Below are 15,026 nucleotides of genomic sequence, written 5' to 3' on the forward strand. Positions count from 1 at the left end.
CGTGTTGACCAGCCGAATGCGAGACTGAGCCCATGCTCCTGCAGTTCTTCGCCGCGGTCGGCGTGCTCGCCGTGCTGACGATCGTGCCCGGCCCGGACATGGCCGTGGTGACGAAACGAGCCGTCGCGTCGAGCTGGCAGGACGGCCTGCGCACCGCCGGGGGCATCACCCTCGGGCTGCTCGTGTGGGGCGTGCTCACCGTGGCGGGGCTGGCCGCGGTGCTGGCCGCCTCCGCCACGGCGTACACGGTGATCAAGCTGGCCGGGGCTGCCTACCTGGTCTTCCTCGGTGTCCAGGCGCTGCTCCACAGCCGCCGCAACCGCCCCGGGGCCCCGGCGCCGGCCGGCCCGCCCACGGCGGGCAACCCGTGGCGGACCGGCCTGGTCAGCAACCTGTTCAACCCGAAGATCGCCGTTTTCTACACCGGCCTGCTACCCACGCTCGCGCCGTCGGGCCTCTCCCCGCGCAGCGGTATGGCGCTGCTGGTGCTCCTGCACGCGGTGCTGACCTTCGGCTGGCTCGGCGGCTACGTGATGCTGCTGGCCAGGGCCCGCGCGTTCTTCGAGCGGCCCGCCGTGCGCCGGACCATGGACCGCGTCACCGGAGTCGTCCTGATCGGCTTCGGCCTGAAGGTCGCCACGTCCCAGCACTGACGAGCCCTCGCGACCGCCTTGGGTGGGGCCTCTCCTACGGGGCCGCAGGGCCCGGGGGACGATGGGCCCGTGGAGGAGAAGGAAGAGCTTCGCGCGAACGCCGGCGGCTGGGTGTGCGCGCACCTGGGCATCGGGGCCGACGACGCCCAGGCGAAGGTCGCACGAGATCGGCTCGCCAACGCGCTGGCCGCCTACCGGGCGCGGCTGGTGCCCGAGGCACCGGCTTCGGAGTTCGAGGGGGTCGCTTCCTCCCGGGGCGGCGCCCCGGGAGGAAGCATCGGTCAGCGGGTGTAGCGGTCCGCGACGACCGACGGGGTTTCCACGGGCGCGCCCGCCGCCATCGACGTGACGAGCCGGACGTACTGGGCGTGGGTCCACGCCAGCGGGGTGGCCGAGCGGTTGGGCGTACCGGGCGCGGGCTCGCCGTCGGCGGCGGGTGCCCGGTTGTCCCAGACCTGCTCCGGCAGCAGCAGCCCCTCGTTCGCCGTCGCCGCCATCGACCGCAGGCGTTCGGCGGCCATGCCGGGCTGACCCGCCATCAGCTCGTACTCACCGCGTTCACCCGCGAACAGCGGCCAGAGCCTGCCGTAGGTGCGGCCGTGGCCGATGTTCCAGTCCGCGCCGTCCTCGCGCTCGCCGTAGCCGTCGCTGGTGAACCGGTGCCAGTGCTGCCCCGCGGGCGTCTGCTCCCCCAGCACCTCGTCGACGACGCGCAGCGAGTTCACCACCACCGGGTCGTCGGGCCGCTTGACGCCCAGCCGGACCAGTTCCAGGAAGCTCGGGTCCACCTGGGTGCGCTGGTCGACGTCCTCCGGGTAGTTGTCGCCCGGGTTGTAGGTCGTGCCCTGGTTCGGGTTGCCGTCCTTGGTCAGCCGCAGGTAGTAGGGCTGCGGTGAGTGGGGGCCGTTGGCGGTCGCGGTCCACCCGTCTACCTTGGCCGCCCATTCGTCGGCGACGGCCAGGTACCGCTGGGCGGTCTCGTGGTCGCCGCTGCGCTCCAGCAGGTCCGCGGCGCACACCAGGCCCGCGATCGTCGAGGCGATCGTGCCCGGCGAGTAGCCGCTGTGGTTCTCCCACCGCTCCTGCTCGGTGTACGGGGCCGGGTGCCCCTCGTGCTCGAAGCCGACGATGAACTCCGCGGCCTTGCGGACGCCGTCCATCGTCGCCTGGTCGGTGCGCCCGAGCTGCCAGGCGAGCACGATCGGGAACGCCGTCTGGTCGAGCTGGACCTTGGTCCAGAACGGCTCGCCGGAGGTCTCGGTGTTCTGCGGCAGGTGCCCGTCGGGCTGCTGCACCGACCACAGGTAGTCCAGCGCCCGCTCGGCCGCCGCCCGGTCGCCCGCCGACAGCAGCGCGGTCGCGTGCTGGTAGAGGTCACGCGGCCACACCAGGTGGTAGGGCCCGGACTCCGGAGCCATCTCCGGGTCGTTGCGGAACGCCCACGGCATGCTCGGCGACGCGATGAACGCACCCGGGTTCTGCTTGTCCTCGCTGGCCGCGAGCATCGCCGTGGAGCTCCAGTACACGTTCTTCTGGTGCTCGTCGGTCAGCGCGTCCGGGGGCGTGAGCGAGTCGGCGTAGCGGTGCCAGCCCTCGCCGTAGGCGCGGGCGGCGGCCTCGAACCCGGTCCGCTCCGTCTCCTCCGCCGTCGCGACGGCCTCGCTGGCGTGCTTGCCGTAGCCGAGGGTGAGCACGGCGTGCGAGGTTCCCACGCCGTCCACGGGCAGCCGCCCGACCTGGCCGACGTGCCCGGCGCCGGCTTCGGGGTGGTGCGCGGTGAGCCGCTTGTGCCGCGACAGGTCGGTCCAGCCGTCGCTGGCGCCGAGGTATCCGGAGGAGGTCTCGGTGAAGGCCGGGGTCGCGCGCAGCGCGCTGGCCGCCGAGCGGTCGGACGCCACCAGCGTCGCGCCTTCGGTCCGGCTGCGGTCGTCGGAGCCGTCCTTGGTCAGGGTCGGCTCGTGCAGGACGTAGGTCTGCAACGGCTTGCCGTCCAGCGACCGCACCTGGAGGTCGACCACGACCGACGGGCGCGCCGGGTCGGTGACGTAGGTGGCGGTGGCCTCCCAGCCCTGCCCGGTCGAGACCTGGCGGTACGACGGGGTCTTCGGGTCGACCGGCTCGGTGCGCGTGGGGACGTCGGACAGGCGCTGGACGAAGCCGGCCCCGTCGGTCACGACGACCTGGAGCTGCCGGGACGCCGGCGTCGACAGGTTCGGGTAGTAGAGATCCGCGGCACCGCCGCGGCCGAGGGTGAACCACACCGGGCTCTGCGCGTCGCGCGAGGTCCCGAAGCCGAGCTTGTCGGCGCCGGCGTAGCCGGGGTCGGTGCCGGGCGCGCCCGGTGCGTCGCCCGCTCGCGCGGCCGACGAGGGCAGCGCGGTGCCCGCGACCGCCGCCGCCACGCAGATCCCCAGCAGCGGTGTTCGCCATCGTCTGGACAAGACGACCTCCGATCGAATCCACAGTGGACCGCAATCCTCAGTGCAAGAAGTTTCGAACTCCCATCTGCCGGGATTGCGTCGTCCTGAGCCGCGGAGCAGTGAACCAGGCCACCATGGCGGATACAAGCGTTTGCGTGATTGAAAAGTTTTTGCAAGCCGATGAAACGCCGGCGGCGAAATGTGAACAACGCTCGGAAGTGCCGTCCGATCACGGGTGGTTTGCCCCGGGGCCGGGCAGGGGTAGGCGTGGCCTGAGCGAGCGGAGGGGATTTCTCATGGCTCATCTGACGGCGGAACCGGTGGAGATGCGGGTGGCCACCGGCACGCTCAACGGCGACCTCGTGGTGCCGCCCGCGGCCGAGGCGGTCGTGCTCTTCGCGCACGGCTCCGGCAGCTCCCGCCACAGCCCGCGCAACCGCGCGGTGGCCGAGGCGCTGCAGAACACCGGCTTCGCGACCATGCTGCTCGACCTGCTCACGACGGACGAGGCCAACACCGACGACCGCACGCAGGCGCTGCGCTTCGACATCGACCTGCTGACCGACCGCGTGGTCACCGCCGTGGACTGGCTCGAGCAGCGGCAGGCGACCAGGGGCATGCCGGTCGGGTTGTTCGGCGCAAGCACCGGTGCGGCGGCCGCGCTCAAGGGCGCGAGCAGACGGCCGGGGCGGGTCGCGGCGGTCGTGTCGCGGGGTGGGCGGCCCGACCTCAGCGGCGAGGCCCTCTCCTCGGTGCAGGCCCCGACACTGCTGATCGTCGGCGGTGACGACCGCGAGGTGCTGGAGCTCAACCGGCACGCGGCCAAGCTGCTGACCTCGCTGCCGCTCACCGACGTGCAGATCGAGATCGTGCAGCACGCAGGCCACCTGTTCGAGGAGCCGGGCGCGCTGGAGAAGGTCTCCGACCTCGCCGCGGGGTGGTTCCGCCGCTACCTCGGAGTCCCGCGCCCCGAAGGGCCGACCGGCACCCACGTCAAACCCCCCGAGCCGGTGCGCAGAGGTGTGAACCGCTGACGCGGCCGCGCCGACGCCGTGACGGCGCCGGCGCGGCTGTTCGCGCGCGGGACCGGAGCGAGGAGTCTTCTCGGAGCTTCGGCCGTTGAAGCGGCGCAGCCGTCTGGCCCACGCTCTCAACCGGCACCGCCGCGGGTTCTCAGGCGCCCTCTGGCGAGGACAGCTTTTCGCGACGTATGGCTGATACGCGAGAAAAAGATCCCGGGGCCAGAGGACGCCTGAGGTTCCGCCACCAGCACCGCCACGCAAGGTCAGTTCAAAGGCAGCGCTCGACGGGCGTAGTGCACCGTCTTGGCGGTGAGCAGGAACAGGTCGGGACGCTGGTCGATGCCGTCCGGGTCGGCCGGGTCGAGCAGCCGGTCCAGCGCCTTCAGGTCGTCGGGGTCCAGGCCCTCGGCGAGCATGTGGCGCAGGCGCTCGAGCAGCCGCCGCACCAACCGGCGGGGAGTGTCGGCAAGCGGCGCCGGGTGGTCGACCAGGAACGTCCGGCTGCGAGCTTCGGTGAGTCCGGCGTGGCGCAGCATTCGGGGCCAGTCCTCTACCACCGGCACCGATCCGGGCAGTTCGGCGCGCATGGTGCTGAACCGGTCCTCCAACGCCGCGTCGAGGCGGGCCTGGAGTCCCGGCCGCCCGAAGCCGAAGTCGCGGGGCAGGAAGCGGGGCGACAGTCCTCCCTCGACGATGGCGAGCACACCGCCGGGCGCCACCAGCCGGGCGATGCGATCCAGCGCACTCTGCTGGTCACCGACGTGGTGCACGGCCTGCGCCGACCACACCAGGTCCGCGGTCGGGAGGTCGTCGAGACCTTCCGGGAACTCGGCCAGCCTGGTGCGCAGCCGAACCCCCAGTTGCTCGGCCCTGGCCTCGGCGCGGGCCAGCAGTTCGGGCGTGCCGTCCACCGCGGTCACCTCGGCCTGCAGGAACAGGCCGGCCAGCCGGCAGGCGGCCACCCCGGGCCCGCTGCCGATGTCGAGCACCCGCCGCGGCGCCAGGTGCTCCAGCTCCGCGAACGCCTGCCGCACGTAGGGGCTGTGCACCTCCGCCTCGTCGACCATCATGTCGGCCATCGCGGCCCAGTCGATGTCGTTCATGCCGCCCTCTCCTCCACCAGTTCTTCCTCCATCAGGTCGGCGTTCACCGCGATCGCCGCCTTGGCCCCGGCGCCGGCCGCGACGACGACCTGCGCCCGGGGATCCACCACGTTGCCGACCGCCCACACACCGGGCACGCTCGTCAGTCCGTTCCCGTCGACGCGCACCAGGCCGTCGCCGTCGCGCTCGCACCCCAGGCCGGCGAGCAGCGCGTCGTTGGGGACCGGCGGGGCCGGGACGAACAGCGCTGACCGCGCGACCACGGTCCCGTCGGCCAGCCGGACGCCCCGGAGCGCGTCGTCCTCGACGTCCAGACCGGCGATCGCCGCGCGGACGATCCGGACGCCGCGCGCGGCGAGCCTCGCGCGGTCGCGGTCGTCGACCTCCTCGGCGAAGATCACGACGTCGTCGGAAAGCTGCCGCAGCAACAGCGCCTGGTGCACCGAAGCCCGCAGCCCGCCCATCACCCCGAGCGGCTGGTCGCGGACCTCGTAGCCGTGGCAGAACGGGCAGTGCAGCACGTCCCGCCCCCAGCGCTCCCGCAGACCGGGCACGCCGGGCAGCTCGTCGCGAAGTCCGGTCGCGACGACGACGCGCCGCGCCGAGACGACGCGGTCGGCGAGTTCTACCGCGAACACGCCGTCCCGCCTGCGAATCGTGCGCACCTCGCCGTCGGCGAACCGGCCGCCGTGGCGTTCGACCTCCGCCCGCCCGGCCGCGAGCAGTTCCGCGGGCGGCGTGCCGTCGCGGGAGACGAACCCGTGAACCCGCTCCGCCGGTGCGTTGCGCGGCTCGCCCGAGTCGACCACCAGCACCCGGCGGCGAACCCTGCACAGGGTGAGCGCGGCGTTCAGACCGCCGGCACCGCCCCCGATGACCACCACATCCTCCATGGTTGGCACCTCCTGGCACCGACCATGCGCCCGGCGCGGACGGCTTGACAAACCTTGTTGCCATTTCCGCAAATGGAGGGATGGACGAAGTGCTCGCGGCCGTCGGACCGAGGCTCCGGCAGATCCGCAGGCAGCGCGGATGCACCCTGGCGGCGCTGTCGAAGACCACCGGGATCGCGGTCAGCACGCTGTCGCGGCTGGAGTCCGGGCAGCGCAGGCCGAGCCTGGAGCTGCTGCTGCCGATCGCGCAGGCCCACCAGGTGCCGCTGGACGAGCTGGTCGGCGCGCCGCCGGTCGGCGATCCCCGGGTGCGGCTGAAGCCGATCAGGCGCGGGGACATGACGGTGGTGCCGCTGACCCAGCAGCCCGGCGGCCTCCAGGCGTTCAAGATGATCATGGGTGCGGGCCGCAGCGAGCCCGACCCCCGTACGCACGAGGGCTACGAATGGCTCTACGTGCTCAGCGGGAATCTGCGTCTCGTGCTCGCCGAGCACGACGTCGTGCTCAAGGTCGGGGAGGTCGCGGAGTTCGACACCCGCCTGCCGCACTGGTTCGGCAGCACCGGTGAAGCCCCGGTGGAGATCCTGAGCCTGTTCGGCCCGCAGGGTGAACGCATGCACGTCCGCGCGAAGCCGAAGGGCGGATCCGGGTAGCCCAGGGCTCCACCGGGACGTCCCGTCACGCCTGCTGGAACACCACAGCCCGGTAGCAGGCCGGGGTGGCGTGCTCGGGAACAACCGCCTCGAGCGTGCGCACGCAGGCGCGGAAGTCCAGCTCGCCCTGCTCGCAGCCCTTCTCGACCTCCGCGGTCTGCTCCGGCGTCAGGTCCTTCGCGACGCCGGTCGCGTATTTCGCGCACTCCTGCGCGTCGGCCCCGGCAGGCGCCGCACCAACCACCTGGAACGCCGTCGCCGCCAGGAAAACCGCCGCTGCCGATGCCGTACGAGCGAAACGAGACACCTCGATACCCTTCCGTCGGACCAACGCCCGCCGGTCGGCGGACGTCGACCAGTCAACAGAGGGCGGCCGGAGGCCCGCCGCAACCGCGGCTTTCCCCGTGCGGGGCGGAAAGCTCCACGCATCGGGGTGAAAGCCGGGGCTCCCCGCCGAACCGACGGGGAGCTCCGCCGTCAGGCGGGCTTGGGCGAGTCGACGCCCGGGTGCGGCGTCTGCCACCTGCCCCGGGTGAAGTCGGGGAAGTCGACCGGCGCGCTGTTGCGGCGCACCGACTCCACGCTGAGCGCGAAGGGCGCGCTCCAGGTCGCCGAGTCGTAGACGTCGATGTCCGGCGGCAGGCCCAGCCGCATGGTCTGGGCGAGCCGGTAGAGCATGATGTAGTCCATCCCGCCGTGACCGCCGGGTCCGGGGCCGACCTCCTTCCACAGCCAGTGGTCGTAGTCGGCGAACTCGGCGAAGTCGCCCCATTCGTCGTTGGAGTGCGTGGGCTCCAGGTAGATCCGCGCGGGGTAGTCCTCGAACACGCCGTTGGTGCCCTGGAGCTGGTTGAGCCTGCTGTAGGGGCGCGGGTTGGACACGTCGTGCGCGAGCTGCACGACGCGGCCCGCCTCGGTCTGGATCAGGCTGATCGTGGCGTCGCCCTTGACGTAGCGCTCGTTCCACGTCGGGTCCCCGGCCGGCATGTGCTGTTCGCGGTACTGGGCGAGCCCGGCCGCCGGCGTGCTCATCGAGGTGATGCGCACGAGGCGGTCGCCGCGGTTGATGTCCATGTACGCCGCCACCGGCCCCAGCCCGTGCGTCGGGTACAGGTCGCCGTTCAGCCCGGTGTGCCAGGCGCGCCGCCACTGGCCGGCGTAGTAGGTCTTGGAGAACAGCAGCTCGCGCAGGTCGTGCAGGTACGCGCCGGCGCCGAAGAGGACCTGGCCGAAGAGCCCGTCGTGCACCATGCGCAGCACGCGCATCTCGTTCTGGCTGTAGCTGCAGTTCTCGAGCTGGATGCAGTGCCTGCGGGTCTTCTCCGAGGTGTCGACCAGCTCCCACAACTCGTCGACGGTGGTGCCTGCCGGGCACTCGACGCCGACGTGCTTGCCGTTGCGCATCGCGCTCAGCGCCATCGGGGTGTGCCATTCCCAGGGGGTCGCGACGTAGGCGAAGTCGACGTCGTCGCGCCTGAGCAGGTTCTCGAAGTCGTCCTCGCCCGCGGAGTACTTCGCCGGTTCCGGGTGTCCGGCGTCTGTGACGGCCCTGGCGGCCCGGTTCACCGCGTCGGCGCTGACGTCGCAGACCGCGGTGATCGCGACGCCGGGCACCGCGAGGAACAGCGGCAGCATCGACGCGCCCCGGTTGCCGACGCCGATGATCCCGACGCGGACGGTCTCGTGCGCCTCGAACGCCACGCCCATCATGGACTCGCCCTTGGCGGGGCGGACGGGCTGGGCGGCGCCGTAGCCGGTGCTCAGCCCGGCCACGCCCAGGCCGGCACCGGCCGCCGCGCTGGTCCGCAGCAGGGTCCGCCGCGAGAAGGGGTTGCTGCGCGATTCGTCGCCTGCCATGAACCCTCCTGGTCATTCTTGTTCATAAACAGTGAATTTCGAACAGGATTGCACTTCGGGGTTCGTGCACGGTACCGCTCGCGCGGCCGGTTGCGGCTAGGCCGATCGGTGCAATCCGGTCGGCATGGCCGTCCACGGCGACCGGGAGCGCGGATGCCACGCTGTAGTACTTTGCGAACCCGGCTGCACGCCTACGCCGCTTGCCCGAAAGGAACCGCGTGAACCGGCACGAACGTCTCAGCAAGCTGCTCGACATCGTCGGCCAGCGCGAGCGCATCGACGTCGAGGACATGGCCGCGGAGCTGGGCGTCTCGGCCGCCACCATCCGCCGCGACCTCGACCACCTCGCCGAGCAGCAGCTGCTGGCCAGGACCCGCGGCGGGGCGGTGGCCACCAGCGTCGCCTACGACCTCCCGCTGCGGCACAAGGCCGCGCGCCACGCCCCGGAGAAGCAGCGCATCAGCAACGCCGCGGCGCGGATGGTGCAGCCGGGCATGGTGATCGGGCTGAACGGCGGCACGACGACGACCGAGGTGGCGCGCTGCCTGGCCACCCGCGCGGACCTGGGCGAACAGGGCGATCCGGGGCTGACCGTGGTGACCAATGCGCTCAACATCGCCAACGAGCTGGTGGTGCGCCCGCACATCAAGATCGTGGTCACCGGCGGTGTCGCGCGCCAGCAGTCGTTCGAGCTGACCGGGCCGCTGGCGACCCGCATCCTCGAGGAGATCACGATCGACCTGCTGTTCCTGGGCGTCGACGCGATCGACCCGGCGATGGGCGCCTACGCCCACCACGAGGGCGAGGCGAGCATCAACCGGCTGATGGCCTCGCGCGCCGCGCGGGTGGTGGTGGTCGCCGACAGCTCCAAGCTGGGCAGGCGCGCTTTCGCGCAGATCTGCGCGAGCGGTTCCATCGACGCGCTGATCACCAACGACGACGCACCGAAGGACGTGTTGCGGGCGTTCGAGGCCGAGGGGACGACCGTCCAGGCGGTCTGACACCGCGGCTCCTCCAGGGACCTCCCGAAGCCGGGAGGTCCCTTTTTTCGCATCACGACATCGCACACAGTTGCTCGAATGGAGCCTTGACCGAACAGTTTTGCGCACATACCGTCACGGCTGTTTTCACCGCCAACTCCCTCCGAAGGAGCGTGAGATGACGCAGTCGTTCGCGCGGACCGAGATCTCCAGCCAGCCCGGGCTCTGGCACCGATCCGCCGCGCTCGCGGGCTCGCTGCAGGACCTCTTGCCCGCCGACGGCGCGCGACTGGCCGTGGTCGGGTGCGGCACGTCGTGGTTCATGGGGCAGTCCTACGCGGCGCTGCGGGAAACCGGCGGCCGTGGCCGCACCGACGCGTTCACGCCGTCGGAGATGCCGCTCTCCCGCTCCTACGACCACGTGCTGGCGATCAGCCGCTCCGGTACCACGACCGAAGTGCTCAGGCTCCTGGACGAGCTCCGCGGCGGGGTCCCGACCACCGTCATCACCGCCACCCCGGACGCGGTCGCCGGGCGCGCGGACACCGTCGTCGACCTGTCCGGCGCCGATGAGCGGTCGGTGGTGCAGACCCGCTTCGCGACGACAGCGCTCGCCCTGCTGCGCGCCCACCTCGGCGAGGACCTCGGCAAGGCCGTCGCGGACGCCGAGCGAGTGCTCGCCGAACCGCTGCCGCGACACCTGCTGGAGGCGGAGCAGTTCACCTTCCTCGGCACCGGCTGGACCGTCGGCCTCGCGCACGAGGCGGCGCTGAAGTTCCGCGAGGCCGCTCGGTTCTGGACCGAGTCCTACCCGGCGCTGGAGTACCGGCACGGCCCGATCAGCATCGCCGAACCCGGCCGCGTCACCTGGATGTTCGGCACCGCGCCGCACGGCCTGGCCGACGATGTCGCCGCCACCGGCGGCATCTTCGCCGAGCACGCCGTGGACCCGATGGCCGACCTGGTCCGCGCGCAGCGGGTCGCCATCGAGCTGGCCGAGCGGCGGGGTCTGGACCCCGACCACCCGCGTTCCCTGACGCGCTCCGTGCTGCTCGAAGAGCACGCCTGACGGCGGGGCGCGGAGGTGATCCTGACCGTGACGCCCAACCCCGCCTGGGACGTGACCTACCACGTGGGTTCCGTCGTCCCGGGCGGCACGCACCGCGTGCGCGCGGTCGCGGAGCGGGCGGGCGGCAAGGGCGTCAACGTCGCGCGGATCCTGCACAGCCTGGGGCACGACGTGCTGGTTTCCGCCCCGGCCGGCGGTGTCCACGGCGAACTCATCCGCGACGACCTGACCGCGTCCGGTCTCGGGCACGCGATCATCCCGATCCGCGGGGAGTCCCGGCGGACCGTCACGGCCGTCGCGACCGACGACGGCGAGGCGACGCTGTTCAACGAACCCGGCCCGGAGCTCGGCACCGGCGAGTGGGCGGCGTTCGCCGCCCACGTCGTCGACCACGGCAGCCGGGCCTCCGCCGCGGTCTTCTCCGGCAGCCTGCCTCGCAACATCGACCCGCACTCCTACACCGCCCTGCTCGAACAGGTCCACGCACCGTCCATCGTGGACGCTTCCGGGCACACCCTGGAATCGGCGTTGGCGGCCCGCCCGGACATCGTCAAGCCCAACGCCGACGAACTGGCCGAGCTGACCGGCTGCCGCGATCCGCTGGCGGGCGCGGTGGCCCTGATCGAGCGAGGGGCCCGCGCGGTGGTCGCATCGCTCGGACCCGACGGCCTCCTGGCCGTCACCGGCGACACCGCCTACCGGGCCGTGCCCGGCGAACGCGTACGCGGAAACCCCACCGGCGCGGGGGATTCCGTCGTAGCGGCCCTCGCCGCGGGACTTGCCCTGCACGAGCCGTGGCCGCACCGGCTTCGAGAAGCCGTCGCACTCTCCGCCGCGACCGTGGCGGCCCCGGTCGCGGGCGAATTCGACCAGGACAGCTACCGGCGCCAGCTCGCGGCCGTCCACCTGGAGGAGATCCATGCCCCTCGCCACCACGGGTGACATCGTCGCGCCCGCCTACGCCGAAGGCGGCTGCGCGCCCGCGTTCAACGTGATCCAGGCCGAGCACATCACCGCCATCGTCGACGCCGCGCAGGCCCGGCGGCGGCCGGTGATCCTCCAGCTCAGCCACAACGCGGTGCGCTACCACGGGGCGCTGGCGCCGATCGGCTCGGCGATGCTGGCCGCGGCACGCCTCGCCGACGTGCCGGTCGCGGTGCACCTCGACCACGCCGAGTCGCCGGAACTCGTGCACGAGGCCGTCGATCTCGGCTTCTCCTCGGTGATGTACGACGCGTCCACTATGGACTACACCGGCAACGTGGCGGCCACAGCAGACGTCGTGAAGCACTGCCACGAAGCCGGTGTGTGGGTGGAGGCCGAGCTGGGTGAGGTCGGCGGCAAGGACGGGGTGCACGCCCCGGGGGCGCGGACCGACCCGCAGGAGGCCGCGCGGTTCGTCGCCGCCACCGGCGTCGACGCGCTGGCCGTCGCCGTCGGCAGCTCGCACGCGATGCTCACCCGGACCGCCGAGCTGGACCTCGAGCTGATCGGGCGGCTGCGGTCGGCGGTGGACGTGCCGCTGGTCCTGCACGGGTCGTCCGGCGTCCCCGACGAGGGCCTGTCGGCGGCGGTCCGGGCCGGGCTCACCAAGGTCAACATCGCCACGCAGCTCAACAAGTCCTTCACCGCCGAGGTGCGCCGCCACCTCGGTGACCAGCCCGCCCTCGTCGATCCCCGCAAGTACCTCGGTGCCGCCCGCTCGGCGGTCGCCGAGGAGACCGCGCGCCTGCTCGACGTCCTCGACGGACGCAGGAATCCCACCTGACCGCAAACCGAAGGAGGGTGTCATGTCCGGGAGACCTCCCGCGCTGGGTACCACATCCCCCATGGGCCGCAAGATCGCGATCGCGGCCGCGACCATCGGCATCATCTACGGCTACGACATCGGCAACGTCTCCGGTGCGCTGCTGTTCATCACCGAGGAGATGCGGCTCTCCCCAGCCCTTCAGGGCAGCGTCACCACGGTGCTGGTGGCGGGCAACATCGTCGGTGCCCTGATCGCGGGCAAGCTGGCCACCGCCGTCGGCCGCAAGCCCACGATGCTCATCGTCGTCGCCGGCTACGCGGTTTTCGCGGCGTGGTCGGGTCTGACCTCGGACATCCTGTGGCTGGACGTGTCCCGCTTCTTCCTCGGCATCAGCATCGGGCTGTCGCTGGTCGTGGCGCCCATCTTCCTGGCGGAGTCGGCGCCCGCCGCGATCCGCGGCAGGCTCGTCGTCGGCTACCAGGTGGCGACCGTGACCGGCATCCTGCTGGCCTACCTGGTGGACTGGAGCCTGGCCGGGTCGGGCAACTGGCGGCTGATGCTGGCGCTGTCGGCTGTCCCGTCGGTGCTGGTGGTCTTCCTGCTGGTGCGCCTGCCCGACACCGCCCGCTGGTACGTGCTCAAGGGACGCCACGAGGAGGCCCGCGCCACGCTGCGGCTGGTCGACCCCGGCGCCGACGCCGACCGCGAGATCGCCGAGATCGAGGCCGAGATCAGCACCCAGACCGGCGGACGGCTGAGTGAGATGTTTCGCGCCCCGTACTCGTCCGCCACGATGTTCGTGCTCACCCTCGGGTTCCTGGTGCAGATCACCGGTATCAACGCGATCACCTACTACAGCCCGACGATCTTCAAGCAGATGGGTTTCGAGGGCAACGCCACCATCATCGGCCTCCCCGCGATCGTGCAGGCGGCGGCGCTGGTGGCCACGATCGGCTCCCTGTTCATCGTGGACCGCTTCGGGCGCAGGCCCATCCTCCTCGGCGGCATCGCGTCGATGATGCTGTCCAGCCTCGTCATGATCCTGGTGTTCGCCACCGGCTCACTGGGCTCGGGCGGATCGGTCTGGGGATTCCTGGCCATCCTGGTCTTCACGGCGGGCTTCAACTTCGGCTTCGGCTCCCTGGTGTGGGTCTACGCATCGGAGAGCTTCCCCGCGCGCCTGCGCACTCTCGGGGCGTCCCTGATGCTGACCACCGACCTAATCGCGAACCTGATCGTCGCCCAGTTCTTCCTCCCCCTGATGGACGGCCTCGGCGGCGCCACCACCTTCGTCATCTTCCTGGTGCTGGCCGCCATCTCCTTCGCCTTCGTCCTCCGCTTCGCCCCGGAAACCAAGGGCCGCACCCTGGAGAGCATCCGCACCTACTGGGAGAACGGCGCCCGCTGGCCGGAAACCACACCAACGACCCCGGACCGGAAGGCCTGACGACACCGGCACGGCCCACCCACGGGCAGTGCCGTGGTTGGTTCTCATCCCGTCGACCTGGCGCCAGCCCGATCAGACCGGGTCAAGGGGGCCCAAAGATGCCAACCGCAGCTTGCCTCGAAAAATGGCCCCCTTGACCCGGTCTGATAGCCCTCGTGGAGGTCGCCGGGATGAGAACCGCCAACCGCCCCACCGCAAGCTGCCTCGAAAACCCACTCATCCCGGAGACCCGCCGAGGGCCTGGGGGGGGCGGCGAGCGCCCCAGAAAACCCCCACCCAAAGCGACCCGCAAGGCCAGGGTGAGTCCGCCGAAAACTCACGCGCCCCGCTCTCAAAGTGACCCGCCGGGCCCGCCGGATGCGTCGAAAACCCACGCGCCCCCGCACTCAAGGCGACCCGCAATGTCAAAGCGCACCCGCAAAGCACCCACAAGACAAGGGTCACCCCTACCCGGGAAGGTGATCCTCGCGCGCCACCGCACTATTGGAAATGAATGTCATTGTATGGTTGGTGCCTGCATCCCCTCCCTCCTCGACTCCGGAAGGACCTCATGCGGCACCACCTGGAACACCGCCACGGCGACTACGTCCTGCGCGCCGCGCGTCCCGAGGACGTGACGGGCGCGCGGAAGGTCATGCTCGACACCTTCTACCTGGAGTTCGGGCACGGCTACCACGCCGAGTGGCACGCCGACGTCGTCGACATCGAGGGTGCTTACCTCGGCAACCCGCGGCACGCGCTGTTCGTCGCGGTCCTCGACGGACAGGTCACCGCCACCACCGCGATCCGCTCCCACGGTCCGAAGTGCCCGCCGCATCCGCAGTGGCTCGTCGACCGCTACCCGGCGGGCGAGACGGCCCAGCTGTTCCGCGTCTACGTCGACCGGGCGCACCGGCGGCACGGGCTCGCGCGGGCGCTGGTGGCGATGGCCTGCGACTTCGTCGCCGACACCGCCGGCTACTCGGCGATCTACCTGCACACGAATCCCGCCGTCGAGGGCGCCGAGCCGTTCTGGCGCAGCGTGGCCAAGGAGATTTACGACGGGCGGGAGGATCCGCGGTACAGCCCCAGCGTCCACTTCGAAATCCCGCTGCCGCGCTGATCTTCCGGTCCCCACCCCGCCGACCGCCGCGCCCGCCTCCACCGACCACTCCGCCGCGTCCGCCAACCCACCGCCCG

The 15,026-nt window shown here is 71.6% G+C and carries 15 protein-coding genes; 10 read left to right on the forward strand and 5 right to left on the reverse strand.

What is annotated here, in order from left to right:
- Positions 1 to 32: 32 nt before the first annotated feature.
- Both SACE_RS30295 and SACE_RS30300 read left to right on the forward strand, forming a co-directional pair.
- On the forward strand, positions 33 to 653 hold the full coding sequence (locus SACE_RS30295) for a LysE family translocator (protein WP_009950621.1): 621 nt from the start codon (positions 33 to 35) through the stop codon (positions 651 to 653).
- A gap of 69 nt (positions 654 to 722) precedes the next feature.
- Positions 723 to 947 (forward strand): hypothetical protein, encoded by a 225-nt coding sequence (locus tag SACE_RS30300; RefSeq protein WP_009950620.1) that lies wholly within the window; start codon positions 723 to 725, stop codon positions 945 to 947.
- On the opposite strand, the gene SACE_RS30305 is transcribed toward SACE_RS30300, so the two are convergent.
- Entirely contained in the window at positions 935 to 3,094 is a 2,160-nt protein-coding gene (locus SACE_RS30305) for a glycoside hydrolase family 15 protein (protein ID WP_011875007.1), read from the reverse strand. The two genes, SACE_RS30300 and SACE_RS30305, sit on opposite strands and share 13 nt — an antisense overlap.
- A gap of 275 nt (positions 3,095 to 3,369) precedes the next feature.
- Here SACE_RS30305 and SACE_RS30310 point away from each other — a divergent pair, with 275 nt between their 5' ends.
- Positions 3,370 to 4,107: a dienelactone hydrolase family protein gene (locus SACE_RS30310; protein ID WP_009950618.1), complete on the forward strand. Its 738-nt coding sequence runs from the start codon at positions 3,370 to 3,372 to the stop codon at positions 4,105 to 4,107.
- 251 nt (positions 4,108 to 4,358) lie between these two features.
- Here SACE_RS30310 and SACE_RS30315 read toward each other — a convergent pair whose 3' ends face one another.
- Positions 4,359 to 5,198: a class I SAM-dependent methyltransferase gene (locus SACE_RS30315; protein WP_009950616.1), complete on the reverse strand. Its 840-nt coding sequence runs from the start codon at positions 5,196 to 5,198 to the stop codon at positions 4,359 to 4,361.
- Complete coding sequence (locus tag SACE_RS30320; protein WP_009950614.1) at positions 5,195 to 6,091, reverse strand: NAD(P)/FAD-dependent oxidoreductase; 897 nt, start codon at positions 6,089 to 6,091, stop codon at positions 5,195 to 5,197. Before SACE_RS30320 ends, SACE_RS30315 begins: the two co-directional genes overlap by 4 nt.
- A gap of 80 nt (positions 6,092 to 6,171) precedes the next feature.
- Between SACE_RS30320 and SACE_RS30325 the strand changes: the two genes are divergently transcribed.
- Positions 6,172 to 6,744, forward strand: coding sequence for a helix-turn-helix domain-containing protein (locus tag SACE_RS30325; protein WP_009950613.1), 573 nt, complete (start codon positions 6,172 to 6,174; stop codon positions 6,742 to 6,744).
- A 25-nt stretch (positions 6,745 to 6,769) separates the two neighbouring features.
- Here SACE_RS30325 and SACE_RS30330 read toward each other — a convergent pair whose 3' ends face one another.
- Both SACE_RS30330 and SACE_RS30335 read right to left on the reverse strand, forming a co-directional pair.
- The gene (locus SACE_RS30330; RefSeq protein WP_009950612.1) at positions 6,770 to 7,051 is read right to left on the reverse strand and encodes a hypothetical protein; all 282 of its coding nucleotides are present in this window, start codon (positions 7,049 to 7,051) and stop codon (positions 6,770 to 6,772) included.
- A 170-nt stretch (positions 7,052 to 7,221) separates the two neighbouring features.
- Positions 7,222 to 8,601 (reverse strand): Gfo/Idh/MocA family protein, encoded by a 1,380-nt coding sequence (locus SACE_RS30335; RefSeq protein ID WP_009950611.1) that lies wholly within the window; start codon positions 8,599 to 8,601, stop codon positions 7,222 to 7,224.
- A 218-nt stretch (positions 8,602 to 8,819) separates the two neighbouring features.
- On the opposite strand from SACE_RS30335, the gene SACE_RS30340 reads away from it, so the two are divergent.
- From SACE_RS30340 to SACE_RS30365, 6 genes are all read left to right on the forward strand, one after another.
- Positions 8,820 to 9,602 carry a DeoR/GlpR family DNA-binding transcription regulator gene (locus tag SACE_RS30340; protein WP_009950608.1) on the forward strand — a complete coding sequence of 261 codons (783 nt, stop codon included), beginning with the start codon at positions 8,820 to 8,822 and terminating at the stop codon, positions 9,600 to 9,602.
- A 157-nt stretch (positions 9,603 to 9,759) separates the two neighbouring features.
- Positions 9,760 to 10,650, forward strand: coding sequence for an SIS domain-containing protein (locus tag SACE_RS30345; RefSeq protein ID WP_009950607.1), 891 nt, complete (start codon positions 9,760 to 9,762; stop codon positions 10,648 to 10,650).
- 27 nt (positions 10,651 to 10,677) lie between these two features.
- The gene (locus tag SACE_RS30350; protein ID WP_011875009.1) at positions 10,678 to 11,592 is read left to right on the forward strand and encodes a 1-phosphofructokinase family hexose kinase; all 915 of its coding nucleotides are present in this window, start codon (positions 10,678 to 10,680) and stop codon (positions 11,590 to 11,592) included.
- Positions 11,570 to 12,418, forward strand: coding sequence for a class II fructose-bisphosphate aldolase (locus tag SACE_RS30355; RefSeq protein WP_009950605.1), 849 nt, complete (start codon positions 11,570 to 11,572; stop codon positions 12,416 to 12,418). Before SACE_RS30350 ends, SACE_RS30355 begins: the two co-directional genes overlap by 23 nt.
- 22 nt (positions 12,419 to 12,440) lie before the next feature.
- Complete coding sequence (locus SACE_RS30360; RefSeq protein ID WP_081495014.1) at positions 12,441 to 13,847, forward strand: sugar porter family MFS transporter; 1,407 nt, start codon at positions 12,441 to 12,443, stop codon at positions 13,845 to 13,847.
- Between the two features lie 550 nt (positions 13,848 to 14,397).
- Positions 14,398 to 14,949, forward strand: coding sequence for a GNAT family N-acetyltransferase (locus tag SACE_RS30365; protein WP_009950604.1), 552 nt, complete (start codon positions 14,398 to 14,400; stop codon positions 14,947 to 14,949).
- The last annotated feature ends 77 nt before the right edge of the window (positions 14,950 to 15,026 follow it).

The organism is Saccharopolyspora erythraea NRRL 2338 (genome assembly GCF_000062885.1).
Classification (GTDB): Bacteria; Actinomycetota; Actinomycetes; order Mycobacteriales; family Pseudonocardiaceae; genus Saccharopolyspora_D; species Saccharopolyspora_D erythraea.